This window comes from Noviherbaspirillum sedimenti, from assembly GCF_003590835.1.
Classification (GTDB): domain Bacteria; phylum Pseudomonadota; class Gammaproteobacteria; order Burkholderiales; family Burkholderiaceae_D; genus Paucimonas; species Paucimonas sedimenti.
Genome location: NZ_QYUQ01000002.1, coordinates 2,059,520 through 2,076,226, shown reverse-complemented (window position 1 = coordinate 2,076,226; position 16,707 = coordinate 2,059,520). Strand labels below are relative to the sequence as shown.

The 16,707-nt window shown below is 58.2% G+C and carries 18 protein-coding genes and 1 pseudogene; 13 read left to right on the top strand and 6 right to left on the bottom strand.

The features are described from left to right. The 4 genes from D3878_RS09675 (at position 1) to D3878_RS09665 (ending at position 4,448) form a co-directional block, all read left to right on the top strand. Entirely contained in the window at positions 1–1,956 is a 1,956-nt protein-coding gene (locus D3878_RS09675; RefSeq protein ID WP_119785277.1) for a large ATP-binding protein, read from the top strand. After that, a complete protein-coding gene (locus D3878_RS24065) occupies positions 1,950–3,143 on the top strand; it encodes a hypothetical protein (protein ID WP_199688126.1) in 1,194 nt (397 codons plus the stop codon). The genes D3878_RS09675 and D3878_RS24065 overlap by 7 nt, the downstream gene beginning before the upstream one ends. After that, the gene (locus D3878_RS24060) at positions 3,086–4,009 is read left to right on the top strand and encodes a hypothetical protein (protein ID WP_199688125.1); all 924 of its coding nucleotides are present in this window, start codon (positions 3,086–3,088) and stop codon (positions 4,007–4,009) included. Before D3878_RS24065 ends, D3878_RS24060 begins: the two co-directional genes overlap by 58 nt. 154 nt (positions 4,010–4,163) lie before the next feature. Further along, on the top strand, positions 4,164–4,448 hold the full coding sequence (locus D3878_RS09665) for a hypothetical protein (RefSeq protein ID WP_199688124.1): 285 nt from the start codon (positions 4,164–4,166) through the stop codon (positions 4,446–4,448). A 94-nt stretch (positions 4,449–4,542) separates the two neighbouring features. On the opposite strand, the gene rpmG is transcribed toward D3878_RS09665, so the two are convergent. The 3 genes from rpmG to radC all read right to left on the bottom strand — a co-directional run bounded on the left by rpmG (position 4,543) and on the right by radC (position 5,887). Continuing rightward, positions 4,543–4,710 carry a 50S ribosomal protein L33 gene (gene rpmG / locus D3878_RS09660; protein WP_119785276.1) on the bottom strand — a complete coding sequence of 56 codons (168 nt, stop codon included), beginning with the start codon at positions 4,708–4,710 and terminating at the stop codon, positions 4,543–4,545. Positions 4,711–4,781: 71 nt separating this feature from the next. Continuing rightward, positions 4,782–5,018 (bottom strand): 50S ribosomal protein L28, encoded by a 237-nt coding sequence (gene rpmB / locus D3878_RS09655; protein WP_011871857.1) that lies wholly within the window; start codon positions 5,016–5,018, stop codon positions 4,782–4,784. Positions 5,019–5,212: 194 nt separating this feature from the next. Continuing rightward, the gene (gene radC / locus D3878_RS09650; protein WP_119785275.1) at positions 5,213–5,887 is read right to left on the bottom strand and encodes a RadC family protein; all 675 of its coding nucleotides are present in this window, start codon (positions 5,885–5,887) and stop codon (positions 5,213–5,215) included. Positions 5,888–6,008: 121 nt separating this feature from the next. Between radC and D3878_RS09645 the strand changes: the two genes are divergently transcribed. The 7 genes from D3878_RS09645 to D3878_RS09615 all read left to right on the top strand — a co-directional run bounded on the left by D3878_RS09645 (position 6,009) and on the right by D3878_RS09615 (position 12,464). Beyond that, positions 6,009–6,464 (top strand): FKBP-type peptidyl-prolyl cis-trans isomerase, encoded by a 456-nt coding sequence (locus D3878_RS09645; RefSeq protein ID WP_119785274.1) that lies wholly within the window; start codon positions 6,009–6,011, stop codon positions 6,462–6,464. Positions 6,465–6,522: 58 nt separating this feature from the next. Further along, positions 6,523–7,470 (top strand): 4-hydroxy-3-methylbut-2-enyl diphosphate reductase, encoded by a 948-nt coding sequence (gene ispH / locus D3878_RS09640; RefSeq protein WP_119785273.1) that lies wholly within the window; start codon positions 6,523–6,525, stop codon positions 7,468–7,470. A 145-nt stretch (positions 7,471–7,615) separates the two neighbouring features. Further along, positions 7,616–8,545 (top strand): branched-chain amino acid ABC transporter permease, encoded by a 930-nt coding sequence (locus D3878_RS09635; RefSeq protein ID WP_119785272.1) that lies wholly within the window; start codon positions 7,616–7,618, stop codon positions 8,543–8,545. 10 nt (positions 8,546–8,555) lie between these two features. Continuing rightward, positions 8,556–9,767, top strand: a complete 1,212-nt coding sequence (locus D3878_RS09630) for an ABC transporter permease subunit (RefSeq protein WP_119785271.1) — start codon at positions 8,556–8,558, stop codon at positions 9,765–9,767. A 20-nt stretch (positions 9,768–9,787) separates the two neighbouring features. Next, positions 9,788–10,561: an ABC transporter ATP-binding protein gene (locus tag D3878_RS09625; RefSeq protein WP_119787804.1), complete on the top strand. Its 774-nt coding sequence runs from the start codon at positions 9,788–9,790 to the stop codon at positions 10,559–10,561. Beyond that, positions 10,558–11,352 (top strand): ABC transporter ATP-binding protein, encoded by a 795-nt coding sequence (locus tag D3878_RS09620; protein ID WP_119785270.1) that lies wholly within the window; start codon positions 10,558–10,560, stop codon positions 11,350–11,352. The genes D3878_RS09625 and D3878_RS09620 overlap by 4 nt, the downstream gene beginning before the upstream one ends. Before the next feature lie 320 nt (positions 11,353–11,672). Beyond that, positions 11,673–12,464 carry a hypothetical protein gene (locus D3878_RS09615; protein WP_119785269.1) on the top strand — a complete coding sequence of 264 codons (792 nt, stop codon included), beginning with the start codon at positions 11,673–11,675 and terminating at the stop codon, positions 12,462–12,464. A gap of 32 nt (positions 12,465–12,496) precedes the next feature. Here D3878_RS09615 and D3878_RS09610 read toward each other — a convergent pair whose 3' ends face one another. Then, positions 12,497–12,805 (bottom strand): ArsR/SmtB family transcription factor, encoded by a 309-nt coding sequence (locus D3878_RS09610; protein WP_119787803.1) that lies wholly within the window; start codon positions 12,803–12,805, stop codon positions 12,497–12,499. 93 nt (positions 12,806–12,898) lie between these two features. On the opposite strand from D3878_RS09610, the gene D3878_RS09605 reads away from it, so the two are divergent. Beyond that, positions 12,899–13,987 (top strand): NADH:flavin oxidoreductase/NADH oxidase, encoded by a 1,089-nt coding sequence (locus D3878_RS09605; protein ID WP_119785268.1) that lies wholly within the window; start codon positions 12,899–12,901, stop codon positions 13,985–13,987. A gap of 20 nt (positions 13,988–14,007) precedes the next feature. On the opposite strand, the pseudogene D3878_RS23765 reads toward D3878_RS09605, so the two are convergent. Next, a pseudogene (locus D3878_RS23765) lies at positions 14,008–14,214 on the bottom strand (DDE-type integrase/transposase/recombinase); the annotation flags it as partial. After that, positions 14,213–15,217 (bottom strand): LacI family DNA-binding transcriptional regulator, encoded by a 1,005-nt coding sequence (locus D3878_RS09595; protein ID WP_233556469.1) that lies wholly within the window; start codon positions 15,215–15,217, stop codon positions 14,213–14,215. The pseudogene D3878_RS23765 and the gene D3878_RS09595, both read right to left, overlap by 2 nt. 472 nt (positions 15,218–15,689) lie before the next feature. Between D3878_RS09595 and D3878_RS09590 the strand changes: the two genes are divergently transcribed. Beyond that, the gene (locus D3878_RS09590; RefSeq protein WP_119785265.1) at positions 15,690–16,631 is read left to right on the top strand and encodes an ABC transporter substrate-binding protein; all 942 of its coding nucleotides are present in this window, start codon (positions 15,690–15,692) and stop codon (positions 16,629–16,631) included. Positions 16,632–16,707: the final 76 nt, after the last annotated feature.

The following is a 16,707-nucleotide window of genomic DNA, read 5'->3' as shown; positions in this document are numbered from 1 at the left end:
ATGGCAAAAGAAAGCATGGAATGGCTGGACGCCATCGCAAGCCGAGCGAAGGTCGATACGAGTCGCGTGGAGTCAGTGTTGACCGCGCGGCATATCGTGCCAACCCCAGTGCTGCCCGCTCCGCGCAGGATAAAGCTTCTGAGTATTGCCTTCGGAGGGACGAAGCAAGGTGTAGAGGACGATGGACGCTACACCTTCGAATGGCAGGGCCTCAGTGAAGGACTCTGGGGAATGATGACGGACCGAAACCTGCGCGGGAAGTCATCGATCATCGAAGTCGTACGCTGGCTGATGCGCGGCAGGCCGTCTCCGAATCTTCAGGATGACGTCAAGACTTGGATACACGACGCCTGCTTGCGATTCGATCTCGATGGGCTCGAACATGAGGTGCGGCTCGATTGTCAGAATGGAGCCTCTGGAACGCTGAGCCGGCGTTCATCGACGACGGCGAACCCTACGGTGCTCGCGTCCTTCAATAGCGATAAGCAGTTCGAGATGGTCATGTCGGACTTCTTTCAGCGTGCGTTCTCGATGGAGGGTCTTGCGACATGGCGCGAAAGCGATTCCGAAGAAAAGACCGGCCATGCGGTCGTTCATGGTTGGCCGGCGTTGTCGGGTGCGATGTTCATCGGCACCAACTACGACGTAGTGCTCGGCGATCTGCCCGCTACGACAGGAACTCAGGCGCGTCTGATGCAGATGTACCTGGGTGTTCCGTGGGTCTCGACACTGGCCACGGCAGCGGCGGCACTGAAACTCGTCGAGTCTGGAAATGAATTGGATGTCCGCCGCCGCAATCAAGGCGCGCGTGCCAAGCAAATCCGCGTCAAGGAGATCGAAGCGTCGCTTGCAGAGAAGCGAGAAGCACTGAGTGCGCAACCCTCGGATGAGGCAATCCAGGCTGAACTGTCGGTGCTTAGCGGCAGGTACTCGGAAACCAAGCGTCGGGAGAAGGCGATGCAAGATCGGCTTGATCGAGAGACGCTCGCAGAACAGCAGGCAAGCGCCGCCCACTTACAGGACCGCCGGGAGCTACAGGCACACCAGGATTCGACAGCGGCTGGCTCAATCTTCCGTTTGCTCGACCCGAGTTGCTGCCCGCGTTGTGATCATGAGATTGACCAGGCACGAAAGAAAAAGGAAGCTGCCAGCCATTCATGCTCGGTATGTGGAGAGAACATTTCGAGCAGCGAGGACGCGGATGTTCTGAGGAAAGAGCTTGAGGCGAGTGTCAAGGCGTCAAAAGCGGCGTTCGACAAGGCCGAGAAGAACCGTGGTCTGGCCGATAAAAGTCTCCAGGCCTTGCAAGCGGATCTGGAGGGCATTCAAACGAAGAGCGAAGCGTTGACGCTGCAGCTTGGGTCGTTCGACGCTCGAAAATTTCTTGCCAACGAGATCGCAGTGCTTGAAGGTCGCCTCGAAGAAGCTGGCTTTGATCCTGGTAGCGATGATGTCTCGGATGACGAAGCCGTTGTGCTCAAAGCCATTGTCAGCGAGACGGAAACACGATCAAAAGCTGTCCGCGACGAGTTTCTGGCAGAGGTTTCCATCAGCCTTCTTCACTTCGCCCAGCGCTTTGGCATGCACAGCTTGTCGAAGGCTCAACTGCGCGGGAATGCGAGCCTGATCCTGACGAAGGGCGGGGCCGAGACATCGTTCAGCAAAGTGACGAAAGGCGAACGCCTGCGACTGAAGGTCGCCACAGTTCTCGCCATGATTCAGGTCGGTGAACGAAGAGGTATCGGAAGACACCCCGGTCTGATGATGATCGACTCGCCCGCTGCCCAGGAAATCGCGCCAGAGGATCTTCGTGAACTGCTCTCGGGATTGAAGGATATTCGTGATGAACTTCCTCATCTGCAGATTTTCGTTGCTGGTGTGACCTCTAAAGCAATGAACGATCACATCCCTGACAGCCATCGCAGAGAAGCCATTAATGGAGGCTACCTGTGGTAGCAACCGCCCCGGGGATTCAACTACATCCGGTGGAAGTCGCGCTACATGTGTTGTTGAGCCAAGGCAAAGTGCCAAGCGTCGATGATCTGGGCGGATTCGACGCTATTGCTCAGGCTACCCCATCGCTGGGAGCATCGCCTTTGGCCGGCGAGATATTGTCGGCAGTTCTCCGAGGCGCGAGCGACGCATCGGTCAAGGATGTGCATCCATGGAAAGATCTGATCGATCGTCTGGTACGGGCGGCCACAAGCGATGTTGTGTTGATCGAGATGGTCGACGCGCTGGATGCTTGTCAATTGCCGGACGGCACCGCCAGCGACGTGTTCATGGCTTTCTTGCAGAAGGCAGTTGATGTTTCCGGCGCTCTCACGGGCTATGCTCGCGCCGTAGCGCTTGAAGGAGCTTTCCGCATGGCTGCATCTGATCGCCGGATGCAGCTTCGCCTACTGGATGCCTTGTTGGGCATTCAGGTCTCCGACGAGTCGCATTTCCTTCGCCATGCCGCCAAGATCATGGGGATCGCCCACTCTCATTGGCGCGAAGCGGAGTTGGTGGATAGGCTGCGCATCTTCTCCGAATGTGAGGACGCGGCCTATGAAGCCAGCTTTGAGTTGGGGATGGCCGGCCTGGCATCGGCTCTCGACGAGCCGAAGAGAGCGGTGGCGAACTCCTTCTTTCTGGACTCGCTGCAGTGGTTCAAGAAAGCTGAATCAATGAAAGAAGCGACGCCAGAGGCCGCGCTGTATGGGGAATGTCTCACATTGTTGACGGACTTCGACGCGCACAAGACTGACGTTGAGTTGAGAGCGCGCAGCGCGGCGATTCACAAATCGGCCTTCGAATTGCTTGCCTGGCACGCCGATGCAAATTCGCCCGCATGGTTGGGCGCGCGGCATGTTCAAGCTGCATGCTGGAACGATCTTGCCGCAGTGCTCGCGTCTCTTGCTGACAGTCTGCAACAGGCCAGCTGGTGGGAGCCCCGGGTTGTGATCGAATGTCAGGTGCTGGCGGCTTACAGCGCGGGGCGAACGGTCCTGAAACGCAGTCGTGATGGATACCTGGAGACTTTGCTGCGTCCCAGGATCGAGTCTTCGATCGCGCAGCGCGAGGGGCAAGCGTATCTTCTGAAATGCTGGCTCAAAAAAATCGGGAGCACGAGCAGGTTCCCGAAGCCGATGCGATCCTGAGCGGCATTGACCGTTTGATGACCACTGATGCAGAGGTCCAGCGAAACCCCACTGAGGCAGCCACCGTTTGGGCGCCGGTTGCTGCCGTACTGTCGCAAGCCCGCTGCAGCAAAGAAACCGAACGGCGCGCCATCGAAGTTGTCTCGAACGCATACGCATTCAGTCTCGAAGGACTCAGCACGGCAGAGATCGATATCTTTGACCATTGCTTGGCCTCGGTGGAGTACCACCCAGACTACGGAGACAGCGTCCGCGGTGCCAAGCTGTTCAGCACAGTTTTACTGTGGACGACCAGATTTCTCAAAAATCGTCTGGAAATCACGAAAAAGGATGATCCATCGGTCGCTTATCTGTTCGAGACATCTGACGGGACATTGGCGCCAGAGAGTGCCCTCCAAGACGACTATTTTCGGTGGATAAGTACCCAATCTGCATCGGGTGAAATGGAGCCCACGAATCTTGGGGGCGGACGTGCCGACGTGGCGCTGAAGGCCACGGGAGAGCGCATGGTGATCGAGGTCAAGCGCGAGACGGGCGATGCATCGTTTGATTCATTGGCAAGTCACTACGCGGGACAGACTACCGATTACCAAAACGTCAGTATTCGATTGGGGTTCCTGCTTGTCCTTGATCTAACTGCTCCGAAGCTCGAAGGTACGCCGCACATACGATCTTTGGTGCAATGCCGCTCCATACGGCGGTCAGGTGAAACCGAGCCGAGACACGTCGTGATTGTCAAAGTGCCGGGCCGACGTTACTTGCCAAGCGCTGTCAGTAAAAATGCGAAGCTTTCAGATACTGCTGTGAAAGCAACTAGAAGGCAACCCAAGAGAGTGAAGGTGGCTCCCCCAAACGTGCCGAACTAGCCCAGAGAACTTTGAACGCATACAAGGGGTTTATGCTGGGTGGCTTGTGTCATGGCATGACTTGGTATTGAAGACTACCTTTATGGTCAGCGACCTTCCATGCAGAGAATATACCTCTGCTGGCGTGGATAAAAATTGGATATGGAGAGACTCAATGCTTGAGTGGTACTTGGAAGTGAATGCCGTGTTTCGGGCGATGCGCCAGAAAGCAATCGACGCGCAGGGCTTGCTCGCGGGCGACGACAAAGCTGGCGCGAAATTAGTCAATGGTTATTTGAAAACCGACTATCAATTGCTTCGTAAGCTTTGGACGGATGCAGGTTTCTCAGAGCAAGACATGGGCAACCTCGGAAGGCATATTGGATTTGGAGATGCTAATGACTATGACGACATCCTCGCGCGTGATCTACCGCAAGTGGAGGCCGAGGTTCATCGCTAGGGACGTGTCAGGAATTTTGTGCGCTGAGGTCGGGTTAAAAAAACCCCGCAGGATTAACTCGCTGCGGGGTTTTTTTACTGAAGCCGAAGATCGCTTACTTGATCTTGGTTTCCTTGTATTCGACATGCTTGCGTGCCTTGGGATCGAACTTCATGATCGCCATTTTTTCCGGCATGGTGCGCTTGTTCTTGGTGGTGGTGTAGAAGTGACCAGTACCTGCGGTCGACTCCAGTTTGATTTTGTCGCGGCCAGATTTCGCCATGATGATTCCTTTACTTATCCAGTTGAGAGCGGAGTAGCGTCATGCTTGACTCAGCCCCCCAATGATTGGGTTTAGACTTTTTCGCCACGGGCGCGCATGTCGACCAGGACGGCATCGATGCCGATCTTGTCGATGACGCGCAAACCGGCGTTGGACAGGCGCAGGGAAACCCAGCGATTTTCCGACTCAACGAAAATGCGGCGATTTTGCAGGTTCGGCAAAAAGCGACGCTTCGTTTTATTGTTTGCATGGGAAACATTGTTGCCGACCATCGGCCCCTTCCCGGTGACTTGGCAAACACGTGCCATGACTGACTCCTTTAAATATTCCAGAATTGGAAAAAACGAGAGTTTAGCGGAAAAATACCGATTTTTCAATGACTTGCGAAAAACAACTGTGTCTTTTCATGTTTATTGTATTTAACAATTTAAAGTGATGCGATGTGACAATGCAAAGCATCGTCTATCCATCGCCATCGTGTCTCCATCACTCACAGCAGGCGTCACAGCTGCCCGTGTTCGGCAAAGGAATGCACATGGTGGCCGGCGACGATGAAATGGTCGAGCACGCGCACATCCACCAGCGCCAGCGCCTGCTTCAGGGCTTGCGTCAGGCTGTGGTCGGCGGCGCTCGGCTCGGGCGTGCCGGAAGGGTGGTTATGCGCGAAGATCACGCTGGCGGCATTACGTGCCAGCGCGGCCTTGACCACTTCGCGTGGATAGACGCTGGTGTGGGTGAGGGTGCCGCGAAACAAATCCTCGCTGGCGATCAGGCGGTTTTTCACATCCAGGAACAGCACCACGAAGATTTCATACGGCTTGGCCGTCAGCAGCAATTGCAGGTAGTGCCGCACTGCCTGGGGCGAGCTGAGTACCGCGCCGGCCTGCAGTTGTTCAGCCATCGCCCGTCGCGCCAGTTCCAGCACTGCCTGTAACTGCGCATACTTGGCCGGGCCCAGGCCGTTCATTTCGGAAAACTCATGCAGTTTTGAAGCAAACATCCGGTTCAGCGAACCGAAATGCCCGACCATGTCACGTCCCAGGTCCACCGCGCTCTTGCCGGCCACGCCCACGCGCAGAAATACCGCCAGCAGCTCGGCATCGGACAGCGCCTGTGGGCCATGCCGGATCAGGCGTTCGCGCGGACGTTGTTCTTCGGGCCAGTCGGTAATTGCCATGAGTGAAGAGGATAGATTCTTGCCAAGAAATGGTTTTGCGGGCGCGCAAGACTGGCATAAACAGCGCTAGGGGGCCAACGTGGCTTAAAATAGGCGGCTATCCTGATTTTCGGAATATTTCATGTCAAATTCGTCACACCCGCTCGTCACTGAATCATCCTACCTTACTCTGCATTACCGTCTGACTTCGATGGCGGGCGAGGACATCGTCAGCACTTTCCAGGACACCCCGGCAACCCTGCAACTCGGCCACGGCCAGCTGGCGCCGCCGCTGGAAGCCTGCCTGCTCGGTTTGCCCGAAGGTACACATCAAACCTTCGAGCTGCCGCCGGAGCAGGCATTCGGTCCGCGCAATCCGGACCTGATCCAGCGCGTCTCGCGCGCCACCCTCGATGAAAACTCCGCGCCCGGCGAAGCCTACGCGGTTGGCGATCTGGTGGACTTCGCCGCGCCCGGCGGCGGCCGTTTTGCCGGCATCTTGCGGGAAATTAACGACAATGACGCCCTGTTCGACTTCAACCATCCCCTGGCCGGTCAGCAGGTCAAGTTCGAAGTCAAGATCATCGGCATTCTGTAAGCAGCAAGCTGTAATATTCAAACCTGTGGCAATGTTCAGCCAGTGATAAGGATTCAGCATGGACAAGGAAGTATTACTGGCGCAGCCGCGCGGGTTTTGTGCGGGAGTGGACCGTGCCATCGAGATCGTCGAGCGCGCCCTGCTCCAATTCGGTGCGCCGATCTACGTACGCCACGAAATCGTGCATAACGCCTATGTGGTGGAGGACTTGCGCAACAAAGGCGCGGTCTTCATCGAGGAGCTGGCGGATGTCCCCGCCGGCAATACCGTGATCTTTTCCGCGCACGGCGTCTCCAAGGCGGTCGAAGTCGAGGCGGCTGCGCGCGGCCTGAAAGTGTTCGACGCCACCTGCCCGCTGGTGACCAAGGTGCACATGGAAGTCGCCAAGATGCGCCGCGAGGACCGCGAAATCATCATGATCGGCCACGCCGGCCATCCGGAAGTCGAAGGCACCATGGGCCAGACGGAAGAGGGCATGCACCTGGTCGAGACCGTCGCCGATGTCGACAAGCTGGCCGTGCGCAATCCCGACCTGCTGGCGTATGTCTCGCAAACCACGCTGTCGGTGGACGACACCGCCGACGTCATCGCCGCCCTCAAGCGGCGCTTCCCGAGTATCGCCGAGCCGAAGAAGGGCGATATCTGCTACGCCACCACCAACCGCCAGGAGGCGGTCAAGTTCATGGCGCCGCAGGTGGACCTGGTGATCGTGGTCGGCAGCCCGAACAGTTCCAATTCCAACCGCCTGCGCGAAGTCGCGCGCAAGAAGGGCACCGAAGCCTATATGGTGGACAATGCCGGCGAGATCGACCCCGCCTGGCTGGCGGGGAAAAAACGCATTGGCGTCACTGCCGGCGCCTCCGCCCCGGAAATCCTGGTGAACGAAGTGATTGCACGCTTGAAGGCGTGCGGCGCGCAAAGCGTGCGAACGCTGGAGGGTGTCGAGGAACATGTGACTTTCCCGATGCCCAAGGGCCTCGGCGGGCAGCAGGCAGCCCAGAACTGAGCAAGGAAAAATGACGGCACCCGCGATGAAGCTCCCGGGTGCCGTTTGATTATTTGAATATCAGGAACGATTTTTGCTGGGCAGGAGACAGCAGCAAAAAATCGTACAACGACTTACTCAACGGCTTCATACAATAATTATTACAATGGATATTTTCATCCAGCAGATCGTCAACGGTCTGGTATTGGGCAGCATGTATGCGCTGATCGCCCTGGGTTACACCATGGTGTACGGCGTCCTCAATCTCATCAATTTCGCCCATGGCGAAGTGCTGATGATCGGCGCCATGACCGGCCTGACCATCCTCAATGTGGTGCAGGAAGTCGCGCCCGGCTTGCCGGGACCAGTGCAACTCCTGATTGCGATTGCCGGCGCGATTCCCGTCTGCGTGCTGGTCAATGTGCTGATCGAGCGGGTGGCTTACCGGCGCCTGCGCAACGCCCCGCGCCTGGCGCCGCTGATCACCGCCATTGGCGTATCGATCCTGCTGCAAACCTTCGCCATGATGATCTGGGGCCGCAACCCCTTGCCCTTTCCTCAGGTGATGCCCTCGCAGCCCTATGAAATTTTCGGCGCGCTGATTTCCTCCACCCAGGTCATGCTGCTGCTGTTGGCAGCGGCGGCGATGGCTGCACTGGTCTTCCTTGTCGAGAAAACCAAAATGGGCCGCGCCATGCGCGCTACTGCGGAGAATCCGCGCGTGGCCGGCCTGATGGGCGTGGACGCCAACCGCGTGATCATGTTCACCTTCGCCGTCGGCGCCGCGCTGGCGGCGGTGGCCGGCGTCATGTGGGGCGCGAATTATTCGTCGGCGCAGTTCGCCATGGGCTTCACGCCCGGCATCAAGGCGTTTTCCGCAGCAGTGCTGGGCGGTATCGGCAACATCTATGGCGCCATGGCCGGCGGCATCCTGCTGGGCCTGATCGAAAGCCTGGGCGCCGGCTACATCGGCGAACTGACCGGCGACTTCCTCGGCAGCCAGTACCAGGATATCTTCGCCTTCATCGTCCTGATCATCGTGCTCACCCTGCGGCCGTCCGGCATCATGGGCGAGCGCGTGGCCGACCGCGCATAAGGGGCGCCAGGTGTTCTACTTCAACTACCGCCTCCATCCGCGCAAGACCGTCGCCAGCCTGGCTGTGCTGGCCGTATTGCTGATCGCCTTTCCCTTCGTCGCTTCCCAGTTCGGCAATTCCTGGGTGCGCATCATGGATTACGCGTTGCTCTACATCATGCTGGCGCTGGGGCTGAACATCGTGGTCGGTTTCGCCGGCCTGCTCGATCTCGGCTACATTGCCTTCTACGCCCTGGGCGCCTACATGACGGGCCTGCTGGCTTCGCCGCAGTTCGCCGTGGTGCTGCAATCCTTCGTCGACCAGTATCCCGCGCTGGGCGCCGCGCTGGTGTCTTTCTTCGGTCCCGAGATCGCGCAAAACGGCATCCACCTCTCGGTGTGGCTGATCGTGCCGCTCGGCGCCTTGCTGGCGGGGCTGCTGGGCGCCTTGCTGGGCGCACCGACCCTGAAGCTGCGCGGCGACTACCTGGCGGTGGTGACACTCGGCTTTGGCGAAATCATCCGCATCTTCATGACCAACCTGAGCGGCCCGGTCAACATCACCAACGGTCCGCAAGGCATCAATCTCATTGAGCCGATCCGCATCGCCGGCGTCTCGCTGGCCGGTGAAGCCGGTTCGCAATCGACCGTGCACATCGGCGGCTTCGCCATGCCCTCGGTGAACGCCTATTACTTCCTGTTCCTGTTCCTGTGCCTGGCGATCGTCTTTGTTTCCTACCGCCTGCAGCATTCGCGCCTGGGTCGCGCCTGGGTGGCGATCCGCGAAGACGAGATCGCTGCCAAGGCGATGGGCATCAATACCCGCAACATGAAGCTGCTGGCCTTCGCCATGGGCGCTTCCTTTGGCGGCGTCGCCGGCGCCATGTTCGCCTCGTTCCAGGGCTTCGTTTCGCCGGAATCCTTCACCCTGATGGAATCCATCGCGGTGCTGGCGATGGTGGTACTGGGCGGCATGGGGCACATCCCCGGCGTGATCCTCGGCGGCATCCTGCTGGCAGCCTTGCCGGAAATTCTGCGGCATGTGGTGGAGCCGGCGCAGCAGCTCCTTTTCGGCAAGATCATTATCGAAGCCGAAATCCTGCGCCAGCTGCTCTATGGCCTGGCCATGGTGCTGATCATGCTGTTCCGTCCCGCCGGCATGTGGCCGGCGCCGCGCCAGGAAGACCGGCCCGACGCCGACATCGATGAACCCGCCAAATCGACCGATGTGGTGGCGGCATGACGACGGATATGGCGCAGGGCATGCAAGCCCCCGTGATTCTCGACATCGCCGGCGTCGGAAAACGTTTCGGCGGCCTGCAGGCGCTGGCGGATGTCAGCCTGCGCGTGCGCCAGGGCCAGGTGTATGGCCTGATCGGCCCCAACGGCGCCGGCAAGACCACCTGCTTCAATGTCATTACCGGCCTGTATCAGCCAGACACCGGCAGCTTCATCCTGGGCGGCAAGCCGTATTCGCCCTCGGCGCCGCACAAGGTGGCGGCCGCCGGCATTGCCCGCACCTTCCAGAACATCCGCCTGTTCGGCGAAATGAGCGCGCTGGAGAATGTCATGGTCGGCCGCCACGTGCGCACCCACCAGGGCGTGCTCGGCGCCATCCTGCGCCACAAGGCCGCGCGCGAGGAAGAGGCGGCGATCCGCCGGCGCGCGCTAGAGTTGCTCGACTATGTCGGCATTGGCCGGCTGGCCAGCCGTACCGCGCGCTTTCTTTCCTACGGCGACCAGCGCCGCCTGGAAATCGCCCGCGCGCTGGCGACCGACCCGCAATTGCTGGCGCTGGACGAACCGGCCGCCGGCATGAACGCCACCGAAAAGCTGGGCTTGCGCGAGCTGCTGCTGAAGATCAAGGCCGACGGCAAGACCATTCTCTTGATCGAGCATGACGTCAAGCTCGTCATGGGCTTATGTGACCGCATCACCGTGCTCGACTATGGCAAGCCGATCGCCGAAGGCACCCCGGCCGAAGTGCAGAAAAGCCCGGCGGTGATCGCAGCCTACCTGGGAGGGACTGGCGCATGAGGCAGCAAGGAATCACGCGGCAACGAACAACGCAGCAAAGCGAGGCGGCCGAGCCCGCAGCCGAAACCGTCCTGCGCATCGAGCAGCTGCACATCGCCTACGGCGGCATCCACGCGGTCAAGGGCATTGCACTGGAGGTAAGGCGCGGCGAACTGGTGACGCTCATCGGCGCCAATGGCGCCGGCAAGACCACCACGCTCAAGGCCATCACCGGCACCTTGCCGGAATGCCGCGTGGATGGACACATCGACTACCGCGGCCGCGCGATCAAGGGACTGCATTCCTTTGAACTGGTGCGCGAAGGTCTGGTCATGGTGCCGGAAGGGCGCGGCGTGTTTGCCCGCATGACGATCCGTGAAAACCTGGCGATGGGCGCCTATACCCGCAAGGACCAGGCCGGCATCGACGCCGATATCGAGAAATGGTTTGCGATATTTCCGCGTCTGAAGGAGCGTGCATCGCAACTGGCCGGCACGCTTTCCGGCGGCGAGCAGCAAATGCTCGCCATGGCGCGTGCGCTGATGAGCCAGCCACAACTGTTGCTGCTGGACGAGCCCTCGATGGGCCTGGCGCCGATCATGGTGGAAAAGATTTTCCAGGTGGTGCGCGACATTTCGGCGCAGGGCGTAACTATCTTGCTGGTGGAACAGAATGCCCGGCTCGCGCTGCAGGCAGCCGACCGCGCTTACGTCATGGATTCCGGATTGGTCACCATGGCTGGAGCGGCTGATGAATTGCTACACAATCCCAAGGTGCGTGAAGCCTATCTGGGCGAATCCTGCGAACCTTGATGTACTCAGTAAGAATGCTGTGTCGGTTCAGCTTGGCAACAGTACCAGGGAAATCAGGGATATGCCGATCAAAAATGCTGCTAGAATCAACATCACGATGAATTGGATTTTCATTTGTCCATCCTCCGTCAGGAAAGATTAGAAAATCGCCATGGGTGCAAGTTCCGGCAACGGCTGGGCTGTTGCCAGAGTGGGCTTGATTATCATCAACGTAGCGGAATGCTGGTTTGACGCAAGACGGGCGGTCTTCACCCGGAATATGATGCAATTGCCGGAAGTGGCAGTTTCGCCGGCAGGGCAATTCATGAAAGGGGTGCGGCATGAAGCGGAAATCCACCGGCATTGCAGCCATGGCAGTGGCAACCCTGTTCAGCGGTTGCGGCGGCAGCGACAGCGCAGCCATCACCGAGAACTTTACCATCGGTCCGTCCACCACCACCACGCTGGCGACCGGCAGCGCCCAGGGTCTCTATGAAGGCGTCGCCTCCAACGGACGCTACTTCAATACCCTCGTTCTGGAAAACGACCAGTTCACCATTATCTACGGCAACCGCTTGAATAATGTCTTCACCGTAACGGGTTTGATCACCGGCAGCGGGCAATCCGGCAATGGCAGTTTCAGCTCGACCGACCTGAAGGATTTTCCTGCCGGCGGTATCCCGCTTGCCGGCACCCTGAGCGCATCCTTTATTCCCGCCACCAGCTTCAACGCGGTAGTCAACCGCGCCGGCCAGGCAATCACTTTTGCAGGCACGGTGCCATCCAGTACCAGCTATGTGTACAACTCCTTGGCCAACCTGGCCGATATTGTGGGTGCCTGGGACATGACCACGTTGACGGGCGAACCCGTGGCGCTGAACATCGCCGCCAATGGCAGCTTCACCGCCGCTTCTGCGGGATGTGGTTTTACCGGCACCATCGCGCCGCGTGTTTCAGGCAGGAATGTGTTCAATGTCGTAATCACCTTTGGCCCCGCGCCCTGCGTGCTGGCAAGCCAGACGGTATCGGGACATGCGGTGACGTATCTCCTGGGAAATGGCCAGCGTCAGTTGATTGCCGCAGCAACCGATGCGACGAAGAACAATGCCACAGTGGTGTTTGGCGCGCGTTGAGCTGCCGCCGCAGCCCTTCAAGAATCGGTTATTTACGCAGATGCGTGCTGCGCCAATATCGCGGTCAACAATCCAGGGAATCGGCTTTCGATGTCCGCACGGCGTAGCTTGTTCATGTGGATGGTCCCCGTATTTTCGGTTAACACCAGCCCCGCTTCGCGCAATACCTTGAAATGATGCGATACGGTGGACTTTGGTCGCCCGCCATCCAGTTCGCCGCAGGTAGCGGCCTCCACACGCGCCAGGTGCCGAACGATGTCCAGGCGGATCGAGTCGCTCAAGGCGTACAGTACGCGTTCGAGGGACAGCTCGCTGGCAGCAGGATGTTTGTAGGGGCGCATAAGCAGCATCATACACCTTGGGTTATACTCATTCCATTGTTCGTATATATTCGAACTAACGAACAAAATCTTATCCATTTGCAAAAGGCCTCCATGTCCGCTTTATTCCAGCCCTTCAAATTAAAAGACGTTACGCTGCGCAACCGTATCGCGGTGCCACCGATGTGCCAATACATGGCCGTCGATGGTTTGATCAGTGACTGGCATCTGTCGCACTACGCCGGCATGGCGCGTGGCGGGGCCGGGCTGGTGATCGTCGAAGCGACTGCCGTCGCGCCCGAAGGACGTATCACGCCGGGCTGCGCGGGAATCTGGTCCGACGATCTGGCGCAGGCGTTCGTGCCGGTGGTGCAGGCGATTAAGGCGGCTGGTTCGGTGCCAGGTATCCAGATCGGCCATGCTGGACGCAAGGCTAGTGCCAATTTGCCATGGGAAGGCGACGACCATATCGCCGCAGGCGATGCGCGCGGCTGGCAGACCATCGCTCCTTCGGCGATAGCATTCGGTGCAGGTCTGCCGAAGCAGCCTCAGGCGATGACACTGGACGATATCGCCCGCGTGCGTCAAAACTTCGTCGACGCAGCCGTGCGTGCACGCGAGGTCGGTTTCGAATGGCTTGAATTGCATTTTGCGCACGGCTATCTGGCACAGAGTTTCTTTTCCGCGCATTCGAACCAGCGTGACGACATCTATGGCGGTAGTGTTGAGAACCGAGGCCGTTTCCTGTTGGAGACGTTGAAGGCAGTACGTGAAGTGTGGCCGGAAAACCTGCCGCTGACGGTGCGCTTTGGCGTGATCGAATACGACGGCCGCGATGAGCAAACGCTGCTCGAGTCGATCGGCCTGGTACGCCAATTCAAGGCGGCTGGCATGGACATGATCAGCGTCAGCGTAGGCTTCACGATTCCCGGGACATCGATTCCTTGGGGGCCGGCCTTCATGGGGCCAGTGACCGAGCGGGTGCGCCGGGAAGCGGACGTGCCAGTGTCGTCTGCCTGGGGCTTCGGTACGCCGGCAATCGCCGAGCAAGTAGTAAAAGCGCAGCAGCTCGATGTGGTCATGGTGGGCAAAGCGCATCTGGCTAATCCGCACTGGGCTTATTCCGCCGCCAGGGAACTGGGCGTCGAGCGCGCATCGTGGACCTTGCCCACACCTTACGCGCACTGGCTCGCGCGTTACTAATTGGTGCCCTCAGGCGCTTAGCCCCGAAATCGGGCCGCTTGATCGAGCACACGCGTCACGTGGTGTCCTGCAATGCCGAAATCCACCGCCAGATCGATAGCCTCCTTGCTGTAGTCATCGACGATGGTCGGCACTTTGATGCGCCGGCCATTGGCCAGCGCATCGCTGACAAAATCCATAGACCAGACCTGGTTCGGGCCAGAGGGCAATTCGAGCGCTTGTCGCTCAAGCCGAATCGCGAATAATGAGGTTTCCTGTGATTTTTCGCTGGTATAGCGGCAGGATTTCGGTGGCATTGATTTGATGGTGTAGGCATTCAATAGCGGCGCGGCCAATCGAAGCGATATCTTGTTTGAAAGTCGTCAGGGGAGGGTAGAGGTATTCGCAAATAGGCAAATCATCATGACCTACAATTGCCAAATCCTTGCCCGGTATCAGGCCGAATCTCCGGAGCGCCGTCATTGCGCCGATGGCCAAGCGGTCAGTACCGCAGACCAGCGCCGTAATGCCGTCGGCTTTCCAGGTACCACGGCCGAGCCAGTTGAGCACTTGTTGCAATGCATACTTTTCGAAATCCCATGACTTGATGGTTTCTTCGGGCGCAATGACGCAAGGCGGCAGGTTCGCTTCCCGCATGACTTCGAGGTAGCCGGATAGACGTTCCTGTGGTGAGGGGCTCGCAACTGGGGGCGCGCCAAGGAAAGCCGGTTTGTGGCCGTGGCTTATCAGATAGCGCGTCAGTAGCGACGTGCTTTGCCGGTTATCGTTCATGACGTAGTTGCAGTCGGCATGCACGTAACTATCCAGATAGACGATGGGAATCTCTTTCTCCAAGCGTCGCAGTAAATCTATATTATCGGGCGCCGCGACCGCGGTGAGCACGACGCCGGCGACTTTCATCGAGCGCAATGCGCGCAAGGCGGATGCTTCGCCTGCCGGGCTGTTGTATGAACATTGAATGACGAGATCCATGCCAATGGCAGTCGCCTCTGCTTCGATGACCCGCAGCGCCTCTGCGAAAAACGGTTCGCTGATGACGGGAAGAATAACGCCGATCAGATTCGATTTCCCCTTGACGAGACTGACCGCGTGCGGGTCCGGTACATAGGCGAGCACTCGACACGCGTGTTCGATGCGCGCACGCGTGTCCGGCCTGAGGCTGCTGCTGCCATTGAAATACTTGGATACGGTCGCTCGCGAAACTTTCGCGAAGTCCGCCACATCATGCATGGTTGCCATGCCTGACTTGCGCAAGTCTATTGAGTCGATCTGCGAACCTGGAGAAGATTTCCGACTCGCATTGCTACTATTTTTCATAAATAAACTTTACGCGTGTAATGTTTTTGGTGGTGAGTAATCAACATCCGTGCCGTACTTCATGGCAGTAATTCGTCACGTGTGACAATCTATAGTTTCTTCATTCGTCATCATAGCAAACTAATCGAATAGCGCGCTTTCTTAACAACAAAAAGTGTTAAAAAGCCATTTTCCTTCGGAATCATGCGGATTTGAACATTGTTTTACGCATTGTAAAAATATCTTTTCAGTAACCGATTTTTTATTTTAAAAGCAGAAAATACCTGTTGACACGCCAAATTAGACACGTGTAAATTACAGCTTATGCCTTTGGTATTTCATGCTGGGGCAAATGAGTAAGTACACATGCTTGCCAATTCAATAAAAATCTTTTGGAGACGTTTCAATGAAAAAATATGCTTTGCATTCATGCATCGCCGCGCTGGTATTGGGTTCGTCAGGCGCAGCCCTTGCTGCCAAGCCCTTGAAGGCGATCGGCATTTCCGTCAGTGATCTTGCAAATCCTTACTTTGTTGCAATTAGCAAGGGAGCTGCGGACACGGCAAAAAAAATCGGTGGCGCCGGCGTCAAGGTCACGACCGTTTCGAACAAATATGATCTCAATACCCAGGTCGGCCAGATCGAGAATTTCATCGCCAGCAAAGTCGACATCATCATCCTCAATGCTTCCGATCCCAGGGGCGTTGGTCCGGCTCTGAAAAAAGCAAGAGACGCCGGCATCGTGGTGGTGGCCGTCGACGTCGACGCCGAGGGCGCAGATGCGACGGTCATGTCCGATAACGTCATGGCCGGCGCCGAATCCTGCAAGGTGATCGCCAACCGCCTGGGCGGCAAGGGCAATGTCGTGATCGTCAACGGCCCGCCGGTCACGGCGGTGCTCGACCGCGTCGCTGGCTGCAAGAAGGTATTCGCCGGTACCGGCATCAAAGTCCTGTCTGACAATCAGGACGCCAAGGGAAGCCGCGACGGCGGCATGGAAGTCATGGCGAACCTGCTGACTTCCTACCCGAAGATCAATGCCGTTTTTGCGATCAACGATCCCTCCGCGATCGGCGCCGAACTGGCCATCAGGCAGGCCGGGCGCAAGGATATCGCCCTGATTGCCTCCGTCGATGGCGCGCCCGATGCCGAGGCGGCGATCAAGGCCAAAGACAGCCTGTTTGCCGTTTCCACTGCCCAGAATCCCTACAAGATGGCTTCCATGGCGGTGGAAATCGGTTACGGCATCATGAATGGCAAACGCCCGGAAACCGCCAAGGTGCTGATCCCGACGCCGGCCATCACCAAGGACAATGTTGCAACCTACAAGGGCTGGACGATGAACTGAACGCGCCGCCAGGCGAGTTCGTCGCGGTGACGGATGCATCGTCACCGCCTTGTTGGGTACATCTTTGTCATGGTCG

Bases quoted from the DNA above. Each gene is read 5' to 3' on its own strand.
- D3878_RS09675 (WP_119785277.1), top strand. From the start codon at position 1: ATGGCAAAAGAAAGCATGGAATGGCTGGACGCCATCGCAAGCCGAGCG.
- D3878_RS24060 (WP_199688125.1), top strand. From the start codon at position 3,086: ATGCTGGCTCAAAAAAATCGGGAGCACGAGCAGGTTCCCGAAGCCGAT.
- D3878_RS09665 (WP_199688124.1), top strand. From the start codon at position 4,164: ATGCTTGAGTGGTACTTGGAAGTGAATGCCGTGTTTCGGGCGATGCGC.
- rpmG (WP_119785276.1), bottom strand. From the start codon at position 4,710: ATGGCGAAATCTGGCCGCGACAAAATCAAACTGGAGTCGACCGCAGGT.
- rpmB (WP_011871857.1), bottom strand. From the start codon at position 5,018: ATGGCACGTGTTTGCCAAGTCACCGGGAAGGGGCCGATGGTCGGCAAC.
- radC (WP_119785275.1), bottom strand. From the start codon at position 5,887: ATGGCAATTACCGACTGGCCCGAAGAACAACGTCCGCGCGAACGCCTG.
- D3878_RS09645 (WP_119785274.1), top strand. From the start codon at position 6,009: ATGTCAAATTCGTCACACCCGCTCGTCACTGAATCATCCTACCTTACT.
- ispH (WP_119785273.1), top strand. From the start codon at position 6,523: ATGGACAAGGAAGTATTACTGGCGCAGCCGCGCGGGTTTTGTGCGGGA.
- D3878_RS09635 (WP_119785272.1), top strand. From the start codon at position 7,616: ATGGATATTTTCATCCAGCAGATCGTCAACGGTCTGGTATTGGGCAGC.
- D3878_RS09625 (WP_119787804.1), top strand. From the start codon at position 9,788: ATGCAAGCCCCCGTGATTCTCGACATCGCCGGCGTCGGAAAACGTTTC.
- D3878_RS09620 (WP_119785270.1), top strand. From the start codon at position 10,558: ATGAGGCAGCAAGGAATCACGCGGCAACGAACAACGCAGCAAAGCGAG.
- D3878_RS09615 (WP_119785269.1), top strand. From the start codon at position 11,673: ATGAAGCGGAAATCCACCGGCATTGCAGCCATGGCAGTGGCAACCCTG.
- D3878_RS09610 (WP_119787803.1), bottom strand. From the start codon at position 12,805: ATGCGCCCCTACAAACATCCTGCTGCCAGCGAGCTGTCCCTCGAACGC.
- D3878_RS09605 (WP_119785268.1), top strand. From the start codon at position 12,899: ATGTCCGCTTTATTCCAGCCCTTCAAATTAAAAGACGTTACGCTGCGC.
- D3878_RS09595 (WP_233556469.1), bottom strand. From the start codon at position 15,217: ATGCATGATGTGGCGGACTTCGCGAAAGTTTCGCGAGCGACCGTATCC.
- D3878_RS09590 (WP_119785265.1), top strand. From the start codon at position 15,690: ATGAAAAAATATGCTTTGCATTCATGCATCGCCGCGCTGGTATTGGGT.